We start from the raw sequence: 19,343 nt of genomic DNA, 5'->3' as shown, positions 1-19,343 counted from the left end.
TCCTGATCCGCCGCTAGCGTCTGCGGGATGCGAGGCGTCTGGACGGCGGAGCAGATCCGCGAGACCGAAGCGGTACTGCTCGAGCGCACCCCGGACGACGCCCTGATGCGACGGGCGGCGAGCGGGCTCGCCCTCCACGTGCGCCGGTTCCTCGGATCGACGGCCGGTCGGCGCGTGACGTTGCTGGTGGGAGCGGGCAACAACGGGGGCGACGCGTTGTGGGCCGGGGCGGACCTCGCGCGCCGGGGGGCGCGCGTCACCGCGGTCCTGCTCGTGCCGGACCGGGCGCACCCGAGCGGGCTCGCGGCCCTGCGCCGGTCCCGCGCCCGGATCCTGACCGGCGACGACCTGGAGAAGGCCCGCGCGGCCGTGACCGGCGCCCACGTCGTCGTCGACGGGATCGTGGGGATCTCCGGGAAGGGCGCGCTGCGGGAGCCCGCGGCGACGCTCGTCGCGGCGGCGGACGCGGCGGGGGTGCCGACCGTCGCCGTCGACCTCCCCAGTGGGGCGGACGCGGACACCGGAGCCGTCGACGGGCCGGCGGTCCGCGCCGCGCTGACCGTCACGTTCGGCGGCCTCAAGCCCGTCCACGTGCTCGCGGCCCCGCGCTGCGGACACGTCGAGCTGGTGGACATCGGCCTCGGCCCGCTGCTCCCCGAGCCGCACGCCGAGGTCCTCGACGACGTCGACGCCGGCGTGCGCTGGCCGATCCCCGGGCCGACGGACGACAAGTACACCCAGGGCGTCGTGGGGATCGCAGCCGGCTCGTCGACCTATCCGGGCGCGGCCGTGCTCAGCGCGGGCGCCGCGGCCCTCGCCACCAGCGGCATGGTCCGGTTCGCCGGATCCGCGGCCGACTGGGTGCGCGGGCGCTGGCCCGAGATCGTCGCCACGGACGCCGTCGACGACGCCGGCCGGACCCAGGCGTGGACGGTCGGGCCCGGCATCGGTACGGACGACGAGGGCCGGGAGGTCCTCGCCACGGTGCTCGACCGGGACGTCCCGGTCTGTGCGGACGCGGACGCCATCACCCTGCTCGCCCACCACGAGGACCTGCGCGAACGCGTCGCCGGGAAGCCGATCGTGATCACCCCGCACGCCGGTGAGTTCGCCCGGATCGCCGGGGGCGTCGGCACGGACCGGATCGGCTCGGCCCGCTGGGCCGCGGCCGCGCTCGGGGTGACGGTGCTGCTCAAGGGCAACGCGACGGTCATCGCCGACCCGGACGGCCGCACGCTCGTCCACCCCTCGACCGACGCCTGGGCCGCCACGGCGGGCTCCGGCGACGTGCTGTCCGGGATCCTGGGCGCGCTGCTCGCCGCCGGTATCGAACCGCTGTGGGCGGCAGGGTGCGCGGCGCACGTGCACGCGAAGGCGGCCTCGCTCGCGGCGCACGGGGGCGCTCCGGGCGTCCCCGGGGTGCCCGCGCCCGCGTCGTACCTGCAGCTGATGATCCCGGAGGCGATCCGGCTCGTCCGGCAGGCGGCGCTCGCCGCGTGAGCTCTGCCCTCCGCACCCCGCCGCGCCGCCGTGCGCACCCCGGCGCATCGACGCGCACCCCGCCGCGCCGCTCTGCGCACCCCGGCGCATCGACGCACGCGGATCGGTGCGACGCACGCGGTCGACGGCGTGCGCGGCGTCACCCGGCTCGCGTCGGGGCGGGCCGGTGCGTGGGTGTGTGCAGAGCAACGGCGCGTCGGTGTGCGCAGAGCAGAGGCCTGCGCACCGACCCGGAGGCCGCGGGTGCGACCGATCGATCCGGAACTTGTCGGGCACGGATGCGATGATGCGGACGTGCCCGAGCTCCCCGGCCATGGCCCTGTCCGCCCCACGTCCCCCGCGCAGCCGCGCGCGGAGGCGGTCGTCGATCTCGACGCGATCCGGCACAACGTGCGCCTGCTCTCCGGCGCCGCGGCCGAATCCGGCGCCGGGATGATGGCGGTGGTCAAGGCCGGCGGGTACGGCCACGGCGCCGTCCCGGTGGCCCGCGCGGCCCTCGAGGCGGGGGCGTCCTGGCTGGGCGTCTGCACCTTGGAGGAGGCGCTGGAGCTGCGCGCGGGCGGGATCGCCGCGCCGGTGCTGTCGTGGCTGCACCTCCCGGACGAGGACTTCGCGCCCGCCGTCGCCGCGGGCGTCGACCTGTCCGTGTCGTCGGTGCGTCATCTCGCCGGGGTGCTCGACGGCGCCCGGCGCGCCCGTCTCCCCGCGCGGCTGCACCTCAAGGCGGACACCGGCCTGAGCCGCAGCGGTGTCACCCCCGCCGAGTGGCCCGAGCTGCTGGACGACGTCGCGAAGGCGGTGGCGGACGGCCGCGCCGAGGTCGTGGCGGTCTGGTCGCACCTGGCCTTCGCGGACCAGCCGCGCCATCCGGTCGTCGACCGGCAGCTCGACCGGCTCACCGCCGCCTGGGAGGAGGCGCGGGCGCACGGGTTCACCCCGATCCGCCACCTCGCGAACTCGGCGGCCACGATGACCCGCCCGGACCTGCACCTGGACCTGGTGCGCCCGGGCATCGCCGTCTACGGGCTGGACCCGCTCGACCGGCCCGCCGCCGAGTCCCCGCTGCGCCCGGCGATGACCTTCCGGGCTCGGGTCGCCCTGGTCAAACGGGTACCGGCCGGGGAGGGGGTCTCCTACGGCCACGAGTGGACGACGCCGCGGGAGACCACCCTCGCGGTGGTGCCCGTCGGCTATGCGGACGGCGTGCCGCGGCGGCTGAACGCGAACGGTCGGATGCGGGTGTGGCTCGCGGGCCGGTCCCGGCCGGTGGTGGGCCGGGTGTGCATGGACCAGGTCGTCGTCGACTGCGGGGACGACGTCGTGCGCGAGGGCGAGCCCGCCGTCCTGTTCGGCGCGGGTGACCACGACGGCCCCACCGCCCAGGAGTGGGCCACCGAGCTCGGCACCATCCACTACGAGATCGCCACCGGCGTGCACGGCGCCCGGGTCACGCGCACCCTCGTGAACGAGGACGGGGGCCGGTGATGGCGAACCGCAGGCTCTGGCAAACCCTCGGCGTCGCCGGAGGAGTCGCCGGTGCCGCGGGCGCGGCCGTCGGGGTGGGGGTCGCCGCGCGCAAGCGTTCGCAGATCGCCACGGACCGGCGTCGCCTCGCGTCCGAGATGTCCCACGGGATCCCCGACTCCCTGCCCTCGGGCCGGGAGTGCTCGGTCACCGCGGACGACGGGGTGCGCCTCGCCGCGGAGGAGATCGAACCGTCGGGGGGGCGGACGCCGACGCTCACGGTCGTCCTCGTGCATGGCTTCGCCTTGGACCGGCGCACCTGGCAGTTCCAGCGGCGCAGCCTCCCCGAGCTGGGCGAACCGGCCGTCCGGGTCGTCCTGTACGACCAGCGCAGCCACGGCCGCTCCGAGCGGGCCGCGCAGGAGAGCTGCACGCTCGAGCAGCTGGGCAAGGACCTGGACTCGGTCCTCCGCACCCTGGCGCCCGCCGGTCCGCTCGTGCTCGTCGGCCACTCGATGGGCGGCATGACACTGATGGCGCTGGCCGAGCAGCAGCCGGAGCTGTTCCGGGAGCGCGTCGCCGGCGTCGGGCTGATCTCGACGTCCGCGGGCGAGATGGGCAGCGCGGGCCTGCCCGGCACGCTGCTGTCCCGGCACAACCCGCTGACCCGCGGGGTCGGGCTGCTGGCGCGGGTGCAGCCGTCGCTGGTCGAGGGCGTGCGCAAGGTCGCGAGCAATCTCATCTGGGGCATCACCCGGCGCTACGCCTACGGGAACCAGTCCGTCGACCCGGCGCTCGTGGACCTGGTGGACACGATGATCAGCGCCAACGCCGTGGACGCGCTCACGGACTTCGTGGACACCCTCGGCACGCACGACCGGATCGCCGCGCTACCCGGGCTGGCCTCGGCCGAGGTGCTGGTCGCCGCGGGCACCGCGGACCAGGTCATCCCGTACTCGCACAGCGAGCGGATCGCCGCCGAGCTCCCGACGGCCACGCTGGTCACCCTGCCCGGCGTCGGACACCTGCCGATGCTGGAGGAGCACGAGGTGATCGACGAGGCGCTGACGGGGCTGATCCAGCGGGCGGCGAAGCGCGCGTGCCCGAAGGGCCTGCGGAAGCCGCGGAGGCGGGCGTGAGCGTCGGCCAGGTGCTCTGGGGGGCGGAGGTCGAGCTCCCGGGCGTCGAGGACACCGAGGCGTTCGGCGAGGCGCTCGCCGCCGAGCTGGGCCCCGGCGATCTGGTGGTGCTCTCCGGGCCGCTGGGCGCGGGCAAGACCGCGCTGGTCCGGGGCCTGGGCCGCGGCCTCGGCGTGCGCGGTGCGGTCACCTCGCCCACCTTCGTGATCGCGCGCGAACACAAGGCGGGCGCGCGCGGGGTCCCGCTGGTGCACGTCGACGCCTACCGGCTCGGCACGGGCGGTGGCAGCATCGCGGACGAGCTGGACGACCTGGACCTGGACACGGACCTGACCGCCGCGGTCGTCGCCGTCGAGTGGGGCGAGGGCGTCGCGGAGCGGCTGGCGGACCGGCACGTGCTCGTGCGCCTCGACCGGCGCGCGGACGACGTGCGCGTGGCCCGCGCCGAGAGGGTGAGCACATGATCGACGCGGTGATCTTCGACTGGGGCGGCACACTCACGCCCTGGAAGACGATGGACTTCCACGCCGGCTGGCGGACGTACGCGGACGTGCTGCACGGCGACGACGCCGAACGCGCCGCCGCGGCGGCCGCCGCGCTCGCGGAGGCGGACACCGGCCGCTGGGCCGCCGTGAAGGACAGCAGCACGGCGTTCACGCTCGCGCACGTCCTGGCCGACGCCGGGCTGGACGACTCCTCGGAGCTGCACGGGGACGCGCTGGAGGCCTACCGGGAGTTCTGGGTGCAGGCCACGCACACGGATCCGGAGGTCGGGCCGATGCTGCGGGCGCTCAAGCGGCGCGGGCTCAAGCTGGGGGTGCTGTCCTCGACCGCCTGGCCCGGCGAGTGGCACGAGGAGTGGCTCCGGCGGGACGGCGTGCTGCACTACTTCGACGCCGTCACCTGGAGCAGCGACCTGCCTTGGACCAAGCCGCACCCCGAGGCGTTCCTCGCGGCGATGAAGGCGGTCGGCGTCGATGATCCCGCCCGCTGCGTCTACGTGGGGGACCGGCCGTACGACGACATCAGCGGTGCGAAGGGTGTCGGGATGAAGGCCGTGCTGGTCCCGCACAGCGACATCCCGGTCGAGCAGCAGGTGCCGGTGGACATCGAACCGGACGGCGTGGTGCAGCGCCTCGCGGAGCTTCCGGAGCTGATCCGCACCTGGTAGCCGCGCGCTGCGCGAGCGCTCGTAGGCTCGGGGGCGTGCTCGTGCTGGCTCTGGACACCGCGACGCCCGCGGTCACGGCGGGCGTCGTCCGCCTCGACCCCGACGGCGCCGTCGCCGAACTCGCCGCCCGGGTCGTCCACGACGGCCGCAAGCACGGCGAGCTGCTCATGCCCGGTGTGCTGGGCGCCTGCGGCGACGCGGACGTGACGCTGCGGGAGATCGAGGCGGTCGTCGTCGGCGCCGGGCCGGGGCCCTTCACCGGGCTGCGCGTCGGGATGGTCACCGCCGCCTCGCTCGGGGACGCCCTCGGGATCCCGGTGCACGGCGTGTGTTCCCTCGACGCGATCGCAGCCGACGCCGTCGGCGACGGGATCGACGGGAACCTGCTGGTCGCGACCGATGCGCGGCGCCGCGAGGTCTACTGGGCCGCCTATGACGCCGAGGCCCGCCGGCTCACCGGGCCGACGGTGGAGCGGCCGGACGCGCTGGCCGAGCGGATCCCCGGCCTCGGCCTGGCGGCCGCCGCGGGGTCGCTCGTCGAGCAGTTCGGGCTGCCCGTCCGTGGGCCCGAGGCGCCGACCCCGCGCGGGCTCGTCGCCGCGGCCGCGGACCTGCTCGGCTCCGGAGCGGAGCCGGGCCCCCTCGAACCGCTGTACCTGCGCCGGCCGGACGCCGTGCCGCCCGGGGAGCGGAAGCCGGTGACCGCGTGACGATCGAGACGGTCCGGATCGGGCCGCTGTACCGCGCGGACGCGGAGCGCTGCGCCGAGCTGGAGCGGATCCTCTTCCCCGGCGACGATCCCTGGCGGGCCCGGGCCTTCCGGGAGGAGCTGACGAACGGCCTGCCGTACTTCGCGGCGCGGGTGGGCGACGAGCTCGTCGGCTATGCGGGCCTGGGGTTCGTCGCGGGCCCGCCCCAGGCCGAGGCCGAGGTGCACACCATCGGCGTCGATCCCGCGCACCAGGGCCGCGGCATCGGCCGCCGGCTGCTCGACGAGCTGCTGCGGATCGCGGACCAGGCGCACGCGACGGTGTTCCTCGAGGTCAGGACGGACAACGAGCCCGCGCAGGCGCTCTACGCCGCGACCGGTTTCACCGTGGTCGGGCTCCGGAAGCGGTACTACCGGCCGAGCATGGCGGACGCGTTCACGATGAAGAGGGAGCCACGATGAACAGCGCCGGCATCGTGCTCGGCATCGAGACCTCCTGCGACGAGACGGGCGTCGGCATCGTGCGGATCTCCGCCGACGGGGTCCCGGAGCTGCTCGCGAACGAGATCGCGTCCAGCGTCGAGGAGCACGCGCGCTTCGGCGGCGTCGTCCCCGAGGTCGCATCTCGCGCGCACCTGCAGGCGATGGTCCCGGCGGTGCAGCGGGCCCTCGCGACCGCCGGGATCACCGGCCGGGACGTCGACGCGGTCGCCGTCACCGCAGGTCCGGGGCTCGCCGGCGCGCTGCTCGTCGGGGTCGCGGCCGCCAAGGCCTACGCCGCGGCGTGGGGCGTCCCGCTCTACGGGGTGAACCACCTGGCCGCGCACGTCGCCGTCGACACCGTGCAGCACGGGCCGCTGCCGCCCGCGCTCGCGCTGCTCGTCTCCGGTGGGCACTCCAGCCTGCTCGCCGTCCCGGACCTCGCCGGCCCGGTCACGCCGCTCGGCGCCACGATCGACGACGCCGCGGGCGAGGCCTTCGACAAGGTCGCGCGGCTCCTCGGCCTGCCGTTCCCCGGCGGCCCGCACGTCGACCGGGCGGCGAAGGAGGGCGACCCGGCGGCGGTCCGGTTCCCGCGCGGCCTCACCGGCCCCCGGGACGCGCCGTTCGACTTCTCGTTCTCGGGGCTGAAGACCGCGGTGGCGCGGCACGTCGAGGCGTTGCAGCGGGCGGGGACGCCGGTGCCGGTCGCGGACGTCGCGGCGTCGTTCCAGGAGGCGGTCGTCGACGTGCTGACGGCCAAGACCGTCCGCGCGGCGCGGGAGCACGGGATGGAGACGGTGCTGCTCGGCGGCGGGGTGGCGGCGAACTCGCGGCTGCGGGTCCTGGCGCAGGAGCGCTGCGACGCCGCCGGCCTGACCCTGCGGGTCCCGCGGCCGGTCCTGTGCACGGACAACGGCGCGATGGTGGCGGCCCTGGGCGCGCACCTGCTCCGGGCCGGTGCGACCCCGTCCCCCCTGGACCTGCCCGCGGACTCGAGCCTGCCCGTCACCGAGGTGCTGGTCGGCTGACTCAGGCGCAGACGACGTGGCTCAGCAGGTGCCGCGCCCCCGCGCGCAGGTCGTCCAGGGCGATCGCCGAGCCCGCGAGGTGCCGGAGCAGGGCCTGCTGGAACAGGCCGTCGAAGGTCGCGTAGGCCATCGCGGAGCTGCAGGTCGGGGCGTTCCCGGAGAGCTCCGCGTAGCGGCTGACGATCCGCCAGATCATCCGCTCGAGGCTCTCGTCGATGTCCGCGACGTCCGCCCGGAACGACTCCTCGAACAGGGACTGCGAGCGCAGGTCGTACCAGAGGCGGTGCAGCAACGCCTCCTCCTGCAGGGTCGCGGCGAGCCCGTCCGCGAAGTCCAGGGCGAGGGCGTCCGGGTCCTCGGCGTCGGCGACGATCCCGTCGTAGCGCAGCACGCAGTGCGCCTTGTACTGCCGGACGCAGTAGGTGATCAGCTCGACCTTGTCCCGGAAGTAGTAGTGCAGGACCCCGTGGCTGAAGTCGGAGTTCTGCGCGATCTCCCGCAGGCTCGTCCGCGCGTAGCCCAGCTCGGAGAGCGTCTGCAGCGCCGCGTCCGCGAGCTGCTTACGGCGCTCCTCGAACTTGTCGACCTGGCGGCGGGAGATCCGTTCGGCGGGCTTGGTCACGGTGTCCGCCTCTCGGTCGGGGAGCACGGTCGGGGTGGTGATCCGGGTCAGGGTAGCCCAGACCTCTTGTCCTGACTCGACTTTGGACGACTGTCCAAGAAAATCTTGACAGTCGTCAAAGATCTTCCCTAGGTTGTGCCGGGCATCACCGATGCCGGCACAGAGGCGTGTCTACCAGGGAGGAAGCTGCATGAGTGGGTTCGATCTGACGGGGCGGAGGGCGCTCGTCACGGGGGGCGCCCGCGGTCTGGGAGCCGCGATGGCCACCGCGCTGGCCGCGGCCGGGGCGACGGTCATGATCGCCGACGTCCTCAAGGACGTCGGGGAGCAGACTGCCGCCGGGATCCCCGGGGCCGGGTTCGTGGAGCTCGACATCACAGATGACGTGCAGTGGGAGACCGCGGTCGCACGCACCGTCGCGGAGCTCGGCGGGCTGGACATCCTGATCAACAACGCGGGCGTCGAGGTCACCCAGCTGATCGTCGACGCGGAGCCGGACGACGTCCGCCGCATGCTCGAGGTGAACGTGCTCGGTACGACCCTGGGCATCAAGCACGCATTCCGCGCGATGCGGCCCGGCGGTGCGGTCGGCAACGGCGGCACCGTCATCAACGTCTCGTCCGTCGCGGCCACCATCGCGTTCCCCGGCATCTCCGGCTACTCCGCGACCAAGTCCGCGGTCGACCGGCTCACCCGCGTCGCCGCGGCGGAGTCCGGGAAGCTCGGCTACGGCGTCCGCGTCAACTGCATCTACCCGGGCCTCGTGCCGACGGACATGGGCATGAAGCTCGCGGTCGAGACGGCAGGGCTCGGCCTCTTCGAGAGCCCCGAGGCCGCCGTCGGTGCGGTCGTCGAGCTCACCCCGTCGGGTCGCCTCGGTGCGGTCGAGGACATGGCGGACGTCGTGGTCTTCCTCGCCTCCGACGCCTCCAGGTTCGTCAACGGTGCAGGCCTGCCCGTCGACGGCGGAATGGGAATGTGATGCCCGAGCCCACCAGCAAGCCGGTCGTCGTCTACGGCGTCTCCGGCTACACCGGACGTCTGATCTGCGAGTACCTGCGCGAGTTCAACGTCCCGTTCATCGCCGCCGGCCGCGACGCGAAGAAGGTCCAGGCCGCCCTGGACAAGATCCCCGGCCTGGACACCGTGGAGCACGACGTCGTCGAGGTCAGCCACGACGTGGCCTCGCTGACCAGTCTCTTCGAGGGCGCGTCGGTCGTCTGCAACACCGTCGGACCGTTCATCAAGTACGGACCGGAGGCCGTCGAGGCCGCGCTCGCCGCCGGCTGCCACTACACCGACACCACGGGCGAGCAGGACTGGACGCTGCACGCGAAGAACACCTGGGGCGAGGCGTTCGCCGAGAAGGGGCTGCTGCTCTCCCCGGGCATCGCGCAGATGTACACGACGAGCGAGATCGCCGCGAACATCGCGCTGGAGACCCCGGGCCTGGACACGCTGGACATCCTCGTGCTGTGGAAGGGCTACCCCACCTTCGCCTCCACCCAGACGATCTTCACCATCCTCAAGGCGGACTGGTACCACCTGGTGGAGAACCAGTACGTGGCCTGGGACCACAAGGCGACCCGGGAGTGCGTCGTCCCCGGCTCGCACGGAACCGCGCTCACCGTCCCGTGGGGCGGCATGGCGCATCCCGTGTGGTTCAAGGACGACCCCCGCGTCGCGAACGTGACCGCCACGGGCGGCGTGTTCGACCGCGCGGTCATGGACGGCGTCGTCGCCACCACGGGCATGTTCGAGGAGCAGATCAAGCCCCTCGAGCCGGCCGCGCAGGAGGCCGCGCTGGCAGACATCGCCGCCGGCTTGCAGGCCGACATGCCGCCCCGGGAGAACCCGCGGATCAACACCTCGATCGACTCCGTCTACGCGTCCGGTCCGCTGGGCCGCGCGCACGTGGCGATCCACGGCAACCAGAACTACAAGCAGACCGGGCTGCTGCAGGCCTACGCGGCGTACTCGCTGCTGCAGCAGCCGCCGAAGCGCGTCGGGTTCGCGTCGGGCTGCCAGGCGTTCGGGCACCGCGACCTGCTGGGCGTGCTGCGCCAGTTCGGGCTGGTGCTCAAGCCGATCGTCACGATCCATGACTGACCCGGCCGACGACTGACATGTCGCTGACCTACTACCTGGACAAGGGTGCGTCACTCGGCCGCGACGCCCCCTGTCTCACGCTGGGAGACGCCACCCTGTCCTACGGCGACGTCCAGGACCTGAGCCACTCGGTCGCCCGGGCGCTGCGGCGCTCGGGCGTCCGGCCGGGGGACAAGGTCGGCATCCTGTCCGCCAACGACCCCACGGCGTTCTCCTGCGTCTTCGGGATCGCGCGGGCGGGCGCGGTGTGGTGCCCGATCAACCCGCGCAACGGCGCCGCGGAGAACCGGGAGCTCCTGGACCTCTTCGACTGCACCGCGCTGATCTTCCAGGGCTCCTACGCGTCGCTGGTGAAGGAGATCGCCGGGGACCTGCCGGCGTTGACGGTCCTGGTCTGCCTGGATTCCGACGCCGGCGGCGCGCCGTCCTTCGAGCATTGGCTGGCCGAGGCGGCGGAGGACCCGTTCGAGGCACCGGCGCCGGTCGACGACGTCGTCGCGCTCGTCGGGACGGGCGGGACCACCGGGCGTCCCAAGGGCGTCATGCTGACCGACCGCAACATCGAGACGATGTCGGCGATCACGCTGATGAGCTACCCGTTCGAGGGTCGCCCGGTCTACCTCGCGCTCGCCCCGCTCACCCACGCCGCCGGGGTGCTCTGCTTCCCGGTGATGGCGCTGGGCGGGCGGGTCGTCGTGATGGCGGAGCCGGACCTGGGGGAGTTCCTCGCCCTCGCCGAACGGCACCGCGTCACGCACACCTTCCTGCCGCCGACGCTGATCTACATGCTGCTGGGTCACGAGGGTCTCGACGCCGCGGACCTGAGCGCGCTGCAGTGCTTCTGGTACGGCGCGGCGCCGATGTCCGCGGCCCGGCTGGAGGAGGCGATCACCCGGATCGGGCCGGTGATGGCGCAGCTGTTCGGGCAGTCCGAGGCGCCGATGATGGTCTCCACGATGGCGCCCCGAGACCACCTGAACGCCGACGGGTCCGTGGCGCGGGACCGGCTGTCGTCGGCGGGGCGGCCGGCGCCGCTCGTCACGGTCGCGATCATGGGCGAGGACGGCACCCTGCTGCCCTCGGGCGAGCGGGGCGAGATCGTCGTCCGCAGCTCGCTCGTCATGGCGGGGTACTACAAGAACCCGGAGGCGACGGCGGAGGTGTCGGCGCACGGCTGGCACCACACCGGGGACATCGGCTACCTCGACGGCCAGGGCTTCCTGTTCATCGTCGACCGCGCCAAGGACATGGTCATCACCGGCGGCTTCAACGTCTACTCCGCCGAGGTGGAGCAGGCCCTGATGGCCCACGAGGCCGTGCGGGACTGTGCCGTCGTCGGGCTGCCGGACGAGAAGTGGGGCGAGCGGGTCACCGCCGTCGTCCAGCTCCAGCCGGGCGTCTCCGTGGGCGCCGACGAACTGACGGCCTTCGTGAAGGCCCGGATCGGCAGCGTGAAGGCGCCCAAACAGGTCGAGTTCCGGCCGGACCTGCCCCGCTCGACCGTGGGCAAGGTCCTGAAGACCGACGTCCGCCGGGACCTCCTCGGCCGCTGACCGGCGTTTCCGCAGCTCGTCCCCGGTCGTGCGCGGGAAACCTCGCTCTAGCGAGGTTTCCCGCGCACAGGGCTAGCTGACGTGGGAGAGGAGGCGCAGCTCGTCGTCGGTGAGCTTCAGGTCGAGCATCGGGAGGAGGCCGTCGAGCTGCTCCTTCGTGCGGGCGCTCGCGATCGGGGCCGCGACCGTCGGCTGCGCCGCGAGCCAGGCCAGCGCCACGGACGCGATCGGCACCTCGTGGCCCAGCGAGATCTCCTCCAGCACGGCCAGGACCGCGCGGCCGGTGTCCGTCAGGTAGGCCCGGGCGCCCTCGGCGCGGACGCTGTCCACGGCCGGGCCGCCGTCCCGGTACTTCCCGGTCAGGAAGCCCTTGGCCAGCGCGTAGTACGGCACCGCGGCCAGGCCCTCGCTCTGCAGCAACGGCGCGAGCGCGGACTCGAACTCCTCGCGCTCCATCAGGTTGTAGTGCGGCTGCAGGGCGCTGTAGGACGCCAGCCCGTCCCGCTTCGAGATCTCCAGCGCGTTGCGCAGCCGCTCGGCGGAGAAGTTCGACGCCGCGATCTCCCGGACCTTGCCCGCCTTCACCAGCGCGTCGAACGCGTCGAGCGTCTCCTCCTGCGCGGTGTCCGGGTCGTCCTTGTGCGCGTAGTAGAGGTCGATGCGGTCCGTGCGCAGCCGGCGCAGCGAGTCCTCCGCCGCGGCCGCGATGTTCTCCCCGCCCAGGCCCGCGCGCTGCGGCAGCGAGCCCACCTTCGTCGCGATCACGATCGAGTCCCGGTTGCCGCGCGCGGCCATCCAGTCCCCGATGATCGTCTCGGACTCGCCGCCCGAGTTCCCGGGTATGCGCCACATGTACGAGTCCGCGGTGTCGATGAAGTTCCCGCCCGCGGCGACGTAGGCGTCGAGCACCTCGAACGAGGCGTCGGCGTCGGCCGTCCAGCCGAACACGTTGGCGCCGAGGCAGAAGCGCGAGACGTCCAGAGTTCCGATCATCGGCATGGTCCCGAGGGTACGGCGGAACGTGGAGTGGCGTGCCCGTTGAGGTGCTGGCACTCTCATGGGTAGAGTGCCAACGGCACAGACGGGTCGGGCCGCCCCGGCACCCGCGACGACGGGGCCCCGATCCACTGTCGATGAACAGCACCGGTCAGTACTGCGAAGTACGCGTGAGCGAAACCCCAGGAAGGGGAGGTCATCGTGGCGAACATCAAGCCGCTCGAGGACAAGATCGTCGTCCAGGCCAGCGAGGCGGAGACCACCACGGCCTCCGGCATCGTCATCCCGGACACCGCGAAGGAGAAGCCCCAGGAGGGCAAGGTCCTCGCGGTGGGCCCGGGCCGGGTCACCGACAACGGGACCCGCGTGCCGGTCGACGTGGCCGTCGGTGACGTCGTCATCTACTCCAAGTATGGCGGCACCGAGATCAAGTACAACGGCGAGGAGTACCTCATCCTCTCCGCGCGCGACGTGCTCGCGGTCGTCAACTGACGCTGCGCGCCCCTGCGTGATCGTTACCTTCGCGTAACAGCCGCCGCCCCGGTGGTCCGTCGACCGTACGGGCCTCGGGGCGGTGGCTTTTCCTGCCCGATAGCTCTTGAGATCGAGAGGCACAGATGGCGAAGCAGATCAGCTTCGACGAGGACACCCGGCGCGCGCTCGAGCGCGGGGTCAACCAGCTCGCGGACGCCGTCAAGGTGACGCTCGGCCCGCGTGGCCGGCACGTCGTCATCGACAAGAAGTTCGGCGGCCCGACGGTCACCAACGACGGCGTGACGATCGCCCGCGAGATCGACCTCGAGGACCCGTTCGAGAACCTCGGCGCCCAACTCGCGAAGACCGTCGCCACGAAGACCAACGACGTCGCGGGTGACGGCACCACCACCGCCACCGTGCTCGCCCAGGCGCTCGTGCGCGAGGGCCTGCGCAACGTGGCCGCGGGTGCGAACCCGCTGGCGCTCGGTCGGGGCATCTCCGCGGCCGCGGACCGGGTCTCCGAGTTCCTGCTCGAGAAGGCCATCCCGGTCAACGGCGCCGAGCACATCGCCCAGATCGGCACCATCGCCTCCCGCGAGGAGGAGATCGGCCGGCTCATCTCCGACGCCATCCAGAGCGTCGGCAAGGACGGTGTGATCACGGTCGAGGAGGGCTCCACGCTCGCCACCGAGCTGGAGATCACCGAGGGCCTGCAGTTCGACAAGGGCTACCTGTCGCCGTACTTCGTCACCGACCCGGAGAGCATGGAGGCCGTCCTCGAGGACGCCTACATCCTGCTGCACCGGGACAAGATCAGCTCGATCCAGGACATGCTCCCGCTCCTGGAGAAGGTGCTCGGCGAGGGCCGGCCGCTGCTCATCCTGGCCGAGGACGTCGAGGGCGAGGCCCTGTCCACGCTGGTCGTGAACTCGATCCGCAAGACGGTCAAGGTCGCCGCGGTCAAGTCGCCGTTCTTCGGCGACCGCCGCAAGGCCTTCATGGACGACCTCGCGACCGCCACCGGCGGCCAGGTCATCAACCCGGAGGTCGGGCTCAAGCTGTCCGAGGCCGGGCTGGACCTGCTGGGCCGCGCCCGGCGCGTCGTCGTCACCAAGGACGCGACCACGATCATCGAGGGCGCCGGCTCGGCCGAGGCCGTCGAGGCCCGCATCGCGCAGCTGAAGAACGAGATCGAGGCCAGCGACTCGGACTGGGACCGCGAGAAGCTGCAGGAGCGGCTCGCGAAGCTCTCCGGGGGCGTCGCCGTCATCAAGGCCGGCGCCGCCACCGAGACCGCCCTCAAGGAGCGCAAGCACCGCATCGAGGACGCCGTCGCGGCGACCCGGGCCGCGGTCGAGGAGGGCATCGTGCCCGGGGGCGGTACCGCCCTGGTGCACGCCGCCGCCGCGCTCGAGGACCTCAAGCTCGAGGGTGACGAGGCGACCGGTGTCGCGATCGTCCGCCGCGCGCTGTCCGCGCCGCTCTACTGGATCGCCGCCAACGGTGGTTTCGAGGGCGCGGTCGTCACCGCGAAGGTCTCCGGGCAGCCGTGGGGCAGCGGGTTCAACGCCGCCACCCTGGAGTACTCGGACCTGCTGGCCGACGGCGTCATCGACCCGGTCAAGGTGACCCGGTCGGCCGTCGTCAACGCCGCGTCCATCGCCCGCATGGTGCTCAGCACCGAGAGCGCGATCGTGGACAAGCCCGAGAACGCCCCGGCTCCGGCCGCCGGCGGCCACGGGCACGGTCACTGACCTCCCGGCACCACGCGGAACGGGCGGGCGACCAGGTGGCCGCCCGCCCGTTCTCGTCGTGTGTGGGGCTCGCTCAGGCCATGCCGTGCGGCGCCGGGGCGTTGCCGATCCTCAGGGTCCGGTCCCGGCCGCGGATGATGTCGTCCCGCTCGTGCTCGGAGAGTCCGCCCCACACGCCGTAGGGCTCGTGGACCTCGAGGGCGTGCCGGCGGCAGAGGTCCATGACGGGGCAGCTTCCGCAGACCTTCTTCGCCCTGGCCTCGCGGTTTGCCCGGGCGGGGCCGCGCTCGCCCTCGGGGTGGAAGAAGAAGGCGCTGTCCATCCCCCGGCAGGCTCCGTGCATCTGCCAGTCCCAGACCTCCGTGACCGGTCCGGGCAGTCGTCGAACGTCGGCCACCGTCATCACCCCTGCGCATCGGTTCTCGTGTTCCACTGCGAGATTCCCCCGCCTCAACCGGGCCAAACGTTGTTCACGTGAATACTTTACGACCAGTTTCGGGCTGGCGGCGCGTCGCGTGCGACCCGCCGTCGTCACGACCCGGAGTTGCCGCGGCGAGCCCGGCCCCGGACGATGGCGCCGTGCACCCGGAGGCGACGACGACATCCGTGTCGCCGACGTACCCCGACATCGCCGGCCCAGACACCTCGGCACCGGAACATCCCCGGCTCACCGTCGCCGCCGCGGCACGCCGGCTCGGCATCGCCCCGGCGACGCTGCGGACCTGGGACCGCCGCTACGGCCTCGGCCCGCGGGAGCACCACCCCGGCCAGCACCGCCGCTACTCCGGCGCGGACCTGGCCCGCCTCGAGCTGATGCGGCAGGCCCTCGTCCGTGGGGTGTCCCCGGCGGAGGCCGCCCGGTTCGCGCTGTCCGCGGCGACCCTCCCGAGGGCCCGACCCGCCGCGGAGCCGGCCTGCGCCCCGGCCGGCGAAGCGGCGCCCGACGGCGGCCCCCGCCCGGACGTCGGCCCGGGGCCCGGCAGCCTGGCGGGACCCGAGGCGGACCCGGGCGGGCGCGTCCGGGTCGGCGGCCGGATGCTGTCGATGCCGGGGGCCGGACGCAGGGCCCGCGGCCTCGGCCGGGCGGCCCTGACGATGGACAGCGGGACGGTCCGCGAGCTGCTCCTGGGCTCCGTGGAGGCGGACGGGCTGCAGCGGACCTGGGACGAGGTCGTCCGGCCGGTGCTGAACGGGATCGCCGAGCGCTGGGCGTCCACCGGGACGTGCGTGGAGGTCGAGCACCTGGTCAGCGAGGCCGTGATCGCCGTCTGCGCGGCCCGGTCGCTGCAGGCCTCTCCGGCGCACGACGGCCGGCCGGTCGTGCTCGCCTCGGTACCGCGTGAGCGACACCACCTCCCGCTGGCGGTGCTCGCCGCGGTCCTGGCCGAACGCGGGGTCCCGTGCCGGTCCTTGGGCGCGGACCTGCCGGTCGACGCCCTGGCGGCCGCGATCCGGCGGACCGCGCCGGTCGCGCTGGTGCTCTGGTCCCAGAGTAGGAGCACCTCGTCACCCGAGGTGATTCGCGGCCTGCCCGTCACCCGACCGAGGGTCCGCTCGTTTGTGGCAGGACCGGGTTGGACGAACGTCGAGCTCCCGGCGCGGGTGACCCACCTGGAATCCCTGATCGACGCCACCGACCAGCTGGCCCAGGCCGCCCGCCCCTAACTGCGGCGTGTGGGTGACGAAAGAACGAGAACTACCTGAATGGCCTCCACCCAAATAGCGCACTCCGAGCTGTGGTCCACCGCGTTCGGTCCCTGTCCCGGCGTGTCGGTGGTGTCACCGCGCCGGGCGGATCCGACGGTGCGCTGGACGGCCGCCGTGGCGCTCGGAGGGCAGGGACGCTATGCCGGTGCGGCAGCCCTCCTGGAGGCTCTGGCGGCGGACCCGCGGACACCGCGGGCGCTCGCCGCCCTCGCCGCCGTGACCCGCGCGTCGCACCTGCGTCAGCTCGGCGGGCACGGCGCCGCGGCCCGGTTCGACGGCCTCGGGATCAGGCTCGCGACGGCCGCGGGTCGGTCGGACCCGGGCGCCACGGAGCTCGGCATCGACGCCCGCTCCGCGCTCGTCGACGGGCTGGTCGGGCTCGCCGCCGACGCCGTGGGCCGGGCCGACGTCGGAGCGGCCACCTCCCTCTTGACCAGGGCGGACGCCGTCCTCGAGGACTGTGCGGCCCCGCGCCCGACGATTCGGGCCGGCTGGGTCCGGGCGGAGCTCGCCCTGCTGCGCGGAGATCCGGCCGTGGCCGTCCGGGCCGCGGCCGCCGCGGTCGCCGGCGCCCGGCGGTGGGGCTCCGCACGGCATCTCCTGAAGTCCCGGCTGGTGGCCGAGGTCGCCGGGATCCTGGCCGCCCGCGCCGGGCTCGCCGAGGGCACGGGAAGCGCCGGGAGCGGCGGGAGCGCGCGGCTGGACGCCCTCGCGGAGGAGGCCGGCGAGCTCGGCCTGGTCCCGCTCCGCTGGGCCGCCCTGCTCGCCGCCGCGGGGCTCGCCGGCGCCGCCACGGACGACCCGCCCGTCGGGCGCCGGGAACCGCAGAACCCGTCCGGGGCAGCGGTCCGGACAAACGAGCGACATGGCCGAACGGCACCAGGATCGGTGAACGGTGCGGCGAGCGACACGGCACGCCGACGACACGCCGCCGCTCACGCGCTGAGCGTGATGTTCACCCGAAGTGATCCGCAACTGCGCAGGCTGATGAGGGAGGTGGTGTGAATGATCCCGGGAAACGCGGTACGGTAATTACTCCATTCGGAGCCTTGTCACCCACATGACGAGCGCCGTTCGGCGCAAGGGTCCCCAATGGAGGGCACAAACCCGCCCTGATCGTGTCAAGGTGAGCCTGTCACCCGCCGAAGCGGAGGGTGACACATCACCCGGCTGCAGGAAGCTGCAGGAAGGAATCGTCGTGACGACGGTACTCATCTGCGACGATCGTCGCAGCGTCCGCGAAGGTCTTACCCGAGTGATGTCCGCTGTGCCGGGGGTGCACAGGATCGACTGCGTCGCCCACGGGGACGAGTTGCTGGCCCGGTTCTCCCGGCAGCCGGTCGACGTGGTCCTGGTCGGCACCCAGCGTGCCGTGCCCACCGGTGTCGAGGCCACGCGCCGTCTGGTCGCGGCGCACCCGCAGGCCAACGTGATCGTGTTCGGCGCCCCGGACGACGCGGGCAGCATCGCCGCGGCCATCGCCGGGGGTGCTCGCGGCTACCTCCGGTGGGACGCCTCCCGCCCGGAGCTCGTGGCCGCGCTCGCGCACACGCTCGCCAGCACCGCCGTACCCACCCCGCGGGCCCCGGCGGACCCCGGCGTGCAGCTCACCGAGCGCGAGCTTCAGGTGCTGCGCGGCATGAGCCAGGGCAAGAGCAACGGCCAGATCGGCCGCGAGCTCTATCTCTCGGAGGACACGGTCAAGACGCACGCGCGCCGGCTGTTCCGCAAGCTCGGTGTGCGGGACCGCGCCCAGGCCGTCGCCCACGGCTTCCGCCGCGGGCTGGTCTCCTAGTCCTCCCGGGCGGGCCGCGCGCCCGTCGCGCCGGGGCCCGTCCCCGGCCATCTCGCACGACCCGGACGGGGGTCCGGGAGCACGACCACACGACACGTCAGGGGGTGCCGTGGCCACCCGAGGGTGGCCACCGCACCGGCCCCGTGCCGCGCCGGCCGGAGCCGGGTGTCCCCGTGGCGACACCCCGCGCCGGCCTTTCGGCGTTCGGCACCGTGTATCTGTGTGTGGACCGCACACGAGATCGACGGACATCGTCCGCACTCCGGGTGCCCGCCACCGCACGTGCCCATCCGGCCACGGAACGTCGACCTGAGGTCTCTTTTCGGTGATTCCGTCTCCGTGACCGTTCGCCGACGCCCGGCGACCCGTGGGCGGTCAGAGGTCGGTCGGAGGCAACTCCCGAGGCCTCCCGGCGTCTTCGCAGAGGAGGAGCGGGTCCTCTCCCGCCCGTCGCCTTCGCTACGGTGGTCGGCGCTGATGGCCAGATTCGGCACTCTGCGTGGTCGGCCTCACGAACGGATGATGACCAACATGTTGCGTAACGCTTGGACGACTCTGCGCGATGAGTGAAGCGACAGACGTTCCCGACGAGCTGGTGGCACTTGCGATGGCAGGTGACCGCAGAGCGGTCGAACGTGTACTGGCCACCATCCGGCCTCTGGTCGTGCGGTACTGCCGCGCCCGGCTCGGACGGATGGACCGCTCGTCCGTCTCGGCGGACGACGTCGCGCAGGAGGTGTGTCTGGCCGTGCTGACGGCCCTACCCGGGTACCGCGTCCAGGGGCGACCGTTCCTGGCGTTCGTGTACGGCATCGCGTCGCACAAGGTGATCGACG

Annotated in this window: 20 protein-coding genes; 17 read left to right on the top strand and 3 right to left on the bottom strand. The window is 73.4% G+C overall.

Annotation, left to right across the window (positions count from 1 at the left end; all coding sequences use genetic code 11):
• Positions 1 to 27 precede the first annotated feature (27 nt).
• From JWP64_RS22510 to tsaD, 8 genes are all read left to right on the top strand, one after another.
• Positions 28 to 1,500 (top strand): NAD(P)H-hydrate epimerase, encoded by a 1,473-nt coding sequence (locus JWP64_RS22510; protein WP_297500466.1) that lies wholly within the window; start codon positions 28 to 30, stop codon positions 1,498 to 1,500.
• 294 nt (positions 1,501 to 1,794) lie between these two features.
• Entirely contained in the window at positions 1,795 to 2,985 is a 1,191-nt protein-coding gene (gene alr, locus JWP64_RS22505) for an alanine racemase (RefSeq protein ID WP_297500462.1), read from the top strand.
• The gene (locus JWP64_RS22500; protein WP_297500459.1) at positions 2,985 to 4,103 is read left to right on the top strand and encodes an alpha/beta hydrolase; all 1,119 of its coding nucleotides are present in this window, start codon (positions 2,985 to 2,987) and stop codon (positions 4,101 to 4,103) included. The genes alr and JWP64_RS22500 overlap by 1 nt, the downstream gene beginning before the upstream one ends.
• Complete coding sequence (gene tsaE, locus JWP64_RS22495) at positions 4,100 to 4,567, top strand: tRNA (adenosine(37)-N6)-threonylcarbamoyltransferase complex ATPase subunit type 1 TsaE (RefSeq protein ID WP_297500456.1); 468 nt, start codon at positions 4,100 to 4,102, stop codon at positions 4,565 to 4,567. Before JWP64_RS22500 ends, tsaE begins: the two co-directional genes overlap by 4 nt.
• Entirely contained in the window at positions 4,564 to 5,274 is a 711-nt protein-coding gene (locus tag JWP64_RS22490) for an HAD family hydrolase (RefSeq protein WP_297500453.1), read from the top strand. Before tsaE ends, JWP64_RS22490 begins: the two co-directional genes overlap by 4 nt.
• Before the next feature lie 35 nt (positions 5,275 to 5,309).
• Positions 5,310 to 5,984, top strand: coding sequence for a tRNA (adenosine(37)-N6)-threonylcarbamoyltransferase complex dimerization subunit type 1 TsaB (gene tsaB, locus JWP64_RS22485; protein WP_297500450.1), 675 nt, complete (start codon positions 5,310 to 5,312; stop codon positions 5,982 to 5,984).
• Positions 5,981 to 6,445 (top strand): ribosomal protein S18-alanine N-acetyltransferase, encoded by a 465-nt coding sequence (gene rimI, locus JWP64_RS22480; RefSeq protein ID WP_297500446.1) that lies wholly within the window; start codon positions 5,981 to 5,983, stop codon positions 6,443 to 6,445. Before tsaB ends, rimI begins: the two co-directional genes overlap by 4 nt.
• On the top strand, positions 6,442 to 7,494 hold the full coding sequence (gene tsaD / locus JWP64_RS22475; RefSeq protein WP_297500442.1) for a tRNA (adenosine(37)-N6)-threonylcarbamoyltransferase complex transferase subunit TsaD: 1,053 nt from the start codon (positions 6,442 to 6,444) through the stop codon (positions 7,492 to 7,494). The genes rimI and tsaD overlap by 4 nt, the downstream gene beginning before the upstream one ends.
• 1 nt (position 7,495) lies before the next feature.
• Here tsaD and JWP64_RS22470 read toward each other — a convergent pair whose 3' ends face one another.
• Positions 7,496 to 8,116, bottom strand: coding sequence for a TetR/AcrR family transcriptional regulator (locus JWP64_RS22470; protein WP_297500504.1), 621 nt, complete (start codon positions 8,114 to 8,116; stop codon positions 7,496 to 7,498).
• A 190-nt stretch (positions 8,117 to 8,306) separates the two neighbouring features.
• Between JWP64_RS22470 and JWP64_RS22465 the strand changes: the two genes are divergently transcribed.
• Genes JWP64_RS22465 through JWP64_RS22455 form a run of 3 tightly spaced genes read left to right on the top strand, consistent with a single transcriptional unit; the run spans position 8,307 to position 11,778 of the window.
• Positions 8,307 to 9,098: an SDR family oxidoreductase gene (locus JWP64_RS22465; protein ID WP_297500439.1), complete on the top strand. Its 792-nt coding sequence runs from the start codon at positions 8,307 to 8,309 to the stop codon at positions 9,096 to 9,098.
• Positions 9,098 to 10,225, top strand: a complete 1,128-nt coding sequence (locus JWP64_RS22460) for a DUF5938 domain-containing protein (protein ID WP_297500437.1) — start codon at positions 9,098 to 9,100, stop codon at positions 10,223 to 10,225. The genes JWP64_RS22465 and JWP64_RS22460 overlap by 1 nt, the downstream gene beginning before the upstream one ends.
• Positions 10,226 to 10,242: 17 nt before the next feature.
• Positions 10,243 to 11,778, top strand: coding sequence for a long-chain fatty acid--CoA ligase (locus tag JWP64_RS22455; RefSeq protein WP_297500434.1), 1,536 nt, complete (start codon positions 10,243 to 10,245; stop codon positions 11,776 to 11,778).
• A 72-nt stretch (positions 11,779 to 11,850) separates the two neighbouring features.
• Here JWP64_RS22455 and JWP64_RS22450 read toward each other — a convergent pair whose 3' ends face one another.
• Positions 11,851 to 12,777, bottom strand: coding sequence for an aldo/keto reductase (locus tag JWP64_RS22450; RefSeq protein ID WP_297500431.1), 927 nt, complete (start codon positions 12,775 to 12,777; stop codon positions 11,851 to 11,853).
• A 195-nt stretch (positions 12,778 to 12,972) separates the two neighbouring features.
• Between JWP64_RS22450 and groES the strand changes: the two genes are divergently transcribed.
• Positions 12,973 to 13,266 carry a co-chaperone GroES gene (groES, locus tag JWP64_RS22445; protein ID WP_297500502.1) on the top strand — a complete coding sequence of 98 codons (294 nt, stop codon included), beginning with the start codon at positions 12,973 to 12,975 and terminating at the stop codon, positions 13,264 to 13,266.
• A gap of 125 nt (positions 13,267 to 13,391) precedes the next feature.
• On the top strand, positions 13,392 to 15,005 hold the full coding sequence (gene groL, locus JWP64_RS22440) for a chaperonin GroEL (protein ID WP_297500428.1): 1,614 nt from the start codon (positions 13,392 to 13,394) through the stop codon (positions 15,003 to 15,005).
• Positions 15,006 to 15,078: 73 nt separating this feature from the next.
• On the opposite strand, the gene JWP64_RS22435 is transcribed toward groL, so the two are convergent.
• A complete protein-coding gene (locus tag JWP64_RS22435) occupies positions 15,079 to 15,402 on the bottom strand; it encodes a WhiB family transcriptional regulator (RefSeq protein ID WP_297500425.1) in 324 nt (107 codons plus the stop codon).
• A gap of 209 nt (positions 15,403 to 15,611) precedes the next feature.
• Here JWP64_RS22435 and JWP64_RS22430 point away from each other — a divergent pair, with 209 nt between their 5' ends.
• From JWP64_RS22430 to JWP64_RS22415, 4 genes are all read left to right on the top strand, one after another.
• Positions 15,612 to 16,670, top strand: a complete 1,059-nt coding sequence (locus tag JWP64_RS22430) for a MerR family transcriptional regulator (RefSeq protein ID WP_297500423.1) — start codon at positions 15,612 to 15,614, stop codon at positions 16,668 to 16,670.
• Positions 16,671 to 16,709: 39 nt separating this feature from the next.
• Entirely contained in the window at positions 16,710 to 17,717 is a 1,008-nt protein-coding gene (locus tag JWP64_RS22425; protein WP_297500420.1) for a hypothetical protein, read from the top strand.
• Between the two features lie 193 nt (positions 17,718 to 17,910).
• Positions 17,911 to 18,507, top strand: coding sequence for a response regulator transcription factor (locus JWP64_RS22420; RefSeq protein WP_037046231.1), 597 nt, complete (start codon positions 17,911 to 17,913; stop codon positions 18,505 to 18,507).
• A gap of 562 nt (positions 18,508 to 19,069) precedes the next feature.
• Positions 19,070 to 19,343, top strand: a 274-nt coding sequence (locus tag JWP64_RS22415) for a sigma factor (RefSeq protein WP_297500415.1), incomplete at its 3' end; no start/stop codon positions are given.

The organism is Pseudonocardia sp. (assembly GCF_025465255.1).
Taxonomy (GTDB): Bacteria; Actinomycetota; Actinomycetes; order Mycobacteriales; family Pseudonocardiaceae; genus Pseudonocardia.
The sequence above is the reverse complement of the archived record's forward strand: the minus strand, read 5'-3'. Positions and strand labels throughout refer to the sequence as shown.

Coding starts and splice junctions, on each gene's coding strand:
- JWP64_RS22465 (WP_297500439.1), top strand. CDS start 8,307: ATGAGTGGGTTCGATCTGACGGGGCGGAGGGCGCTCGTCACGGGGGGC.
- JWP64_RS22460 (WP_297500437.1), top strand. CDS start 9,098: ATGCCCGAGCCCACCAGCAAGCCGGTCGTCGTCTACGGCGTCTCCGGC.
- JWP64_RS22450 (WP_297500431.1), bottom strand. CDS start 12,777: ATGCCGATGATCGGAACTCTGGACGTCTCGCGCTTCTGCCTCGGCGCC.
- JWP64_RS22425 (WP_297500420.1), top strand. CDS start 16,710: ATGGCCTCCACCCAAATAGCGCACTCCGAGCTGTGGTCCACCGCGTTC.
- JWP64_RS22500 (WP_297500459.1), top strand. CDS start 2,985: ATGGCGAACCGCAGGCTCTGGCAAACCCTCGGCGTCGCCGGAGGAGTC.
- groL (WP_297500428.1), top strand. CDS start 13,392: ATGGCGAAGCAGATCAGCTTCGACGAGGACACCCGGCGCGCGCTCGAG.
- tsaD (WP_297500442.1), top strand. CDS start 6,442: ATGAACAGCGCCGGCATCGTGCTCGGCATCGAGACCTCCTGCGACGAG.
- JWP64_RS22490 (WP_297500453.1), top strand. CDS start 4,564: ATGATCGACGCGGTGATCTTCGACTGGGGCGGCACACTCACGCCCTGG.
- JWP64_RS22510 (WP_297500466.1), top strand. CDS start 28: ATGCGAGGCGTCTGGACGGCGGAGCAGATCCGCGAGACCGAAGCGGTA.
- JWP64_RS22455 (WP_297500434.1), top strand. CDS start 10,243: ATGTCGCTGACCTACTACCTGGACAAGGGTGCGTCACTCGGCCGCGAC.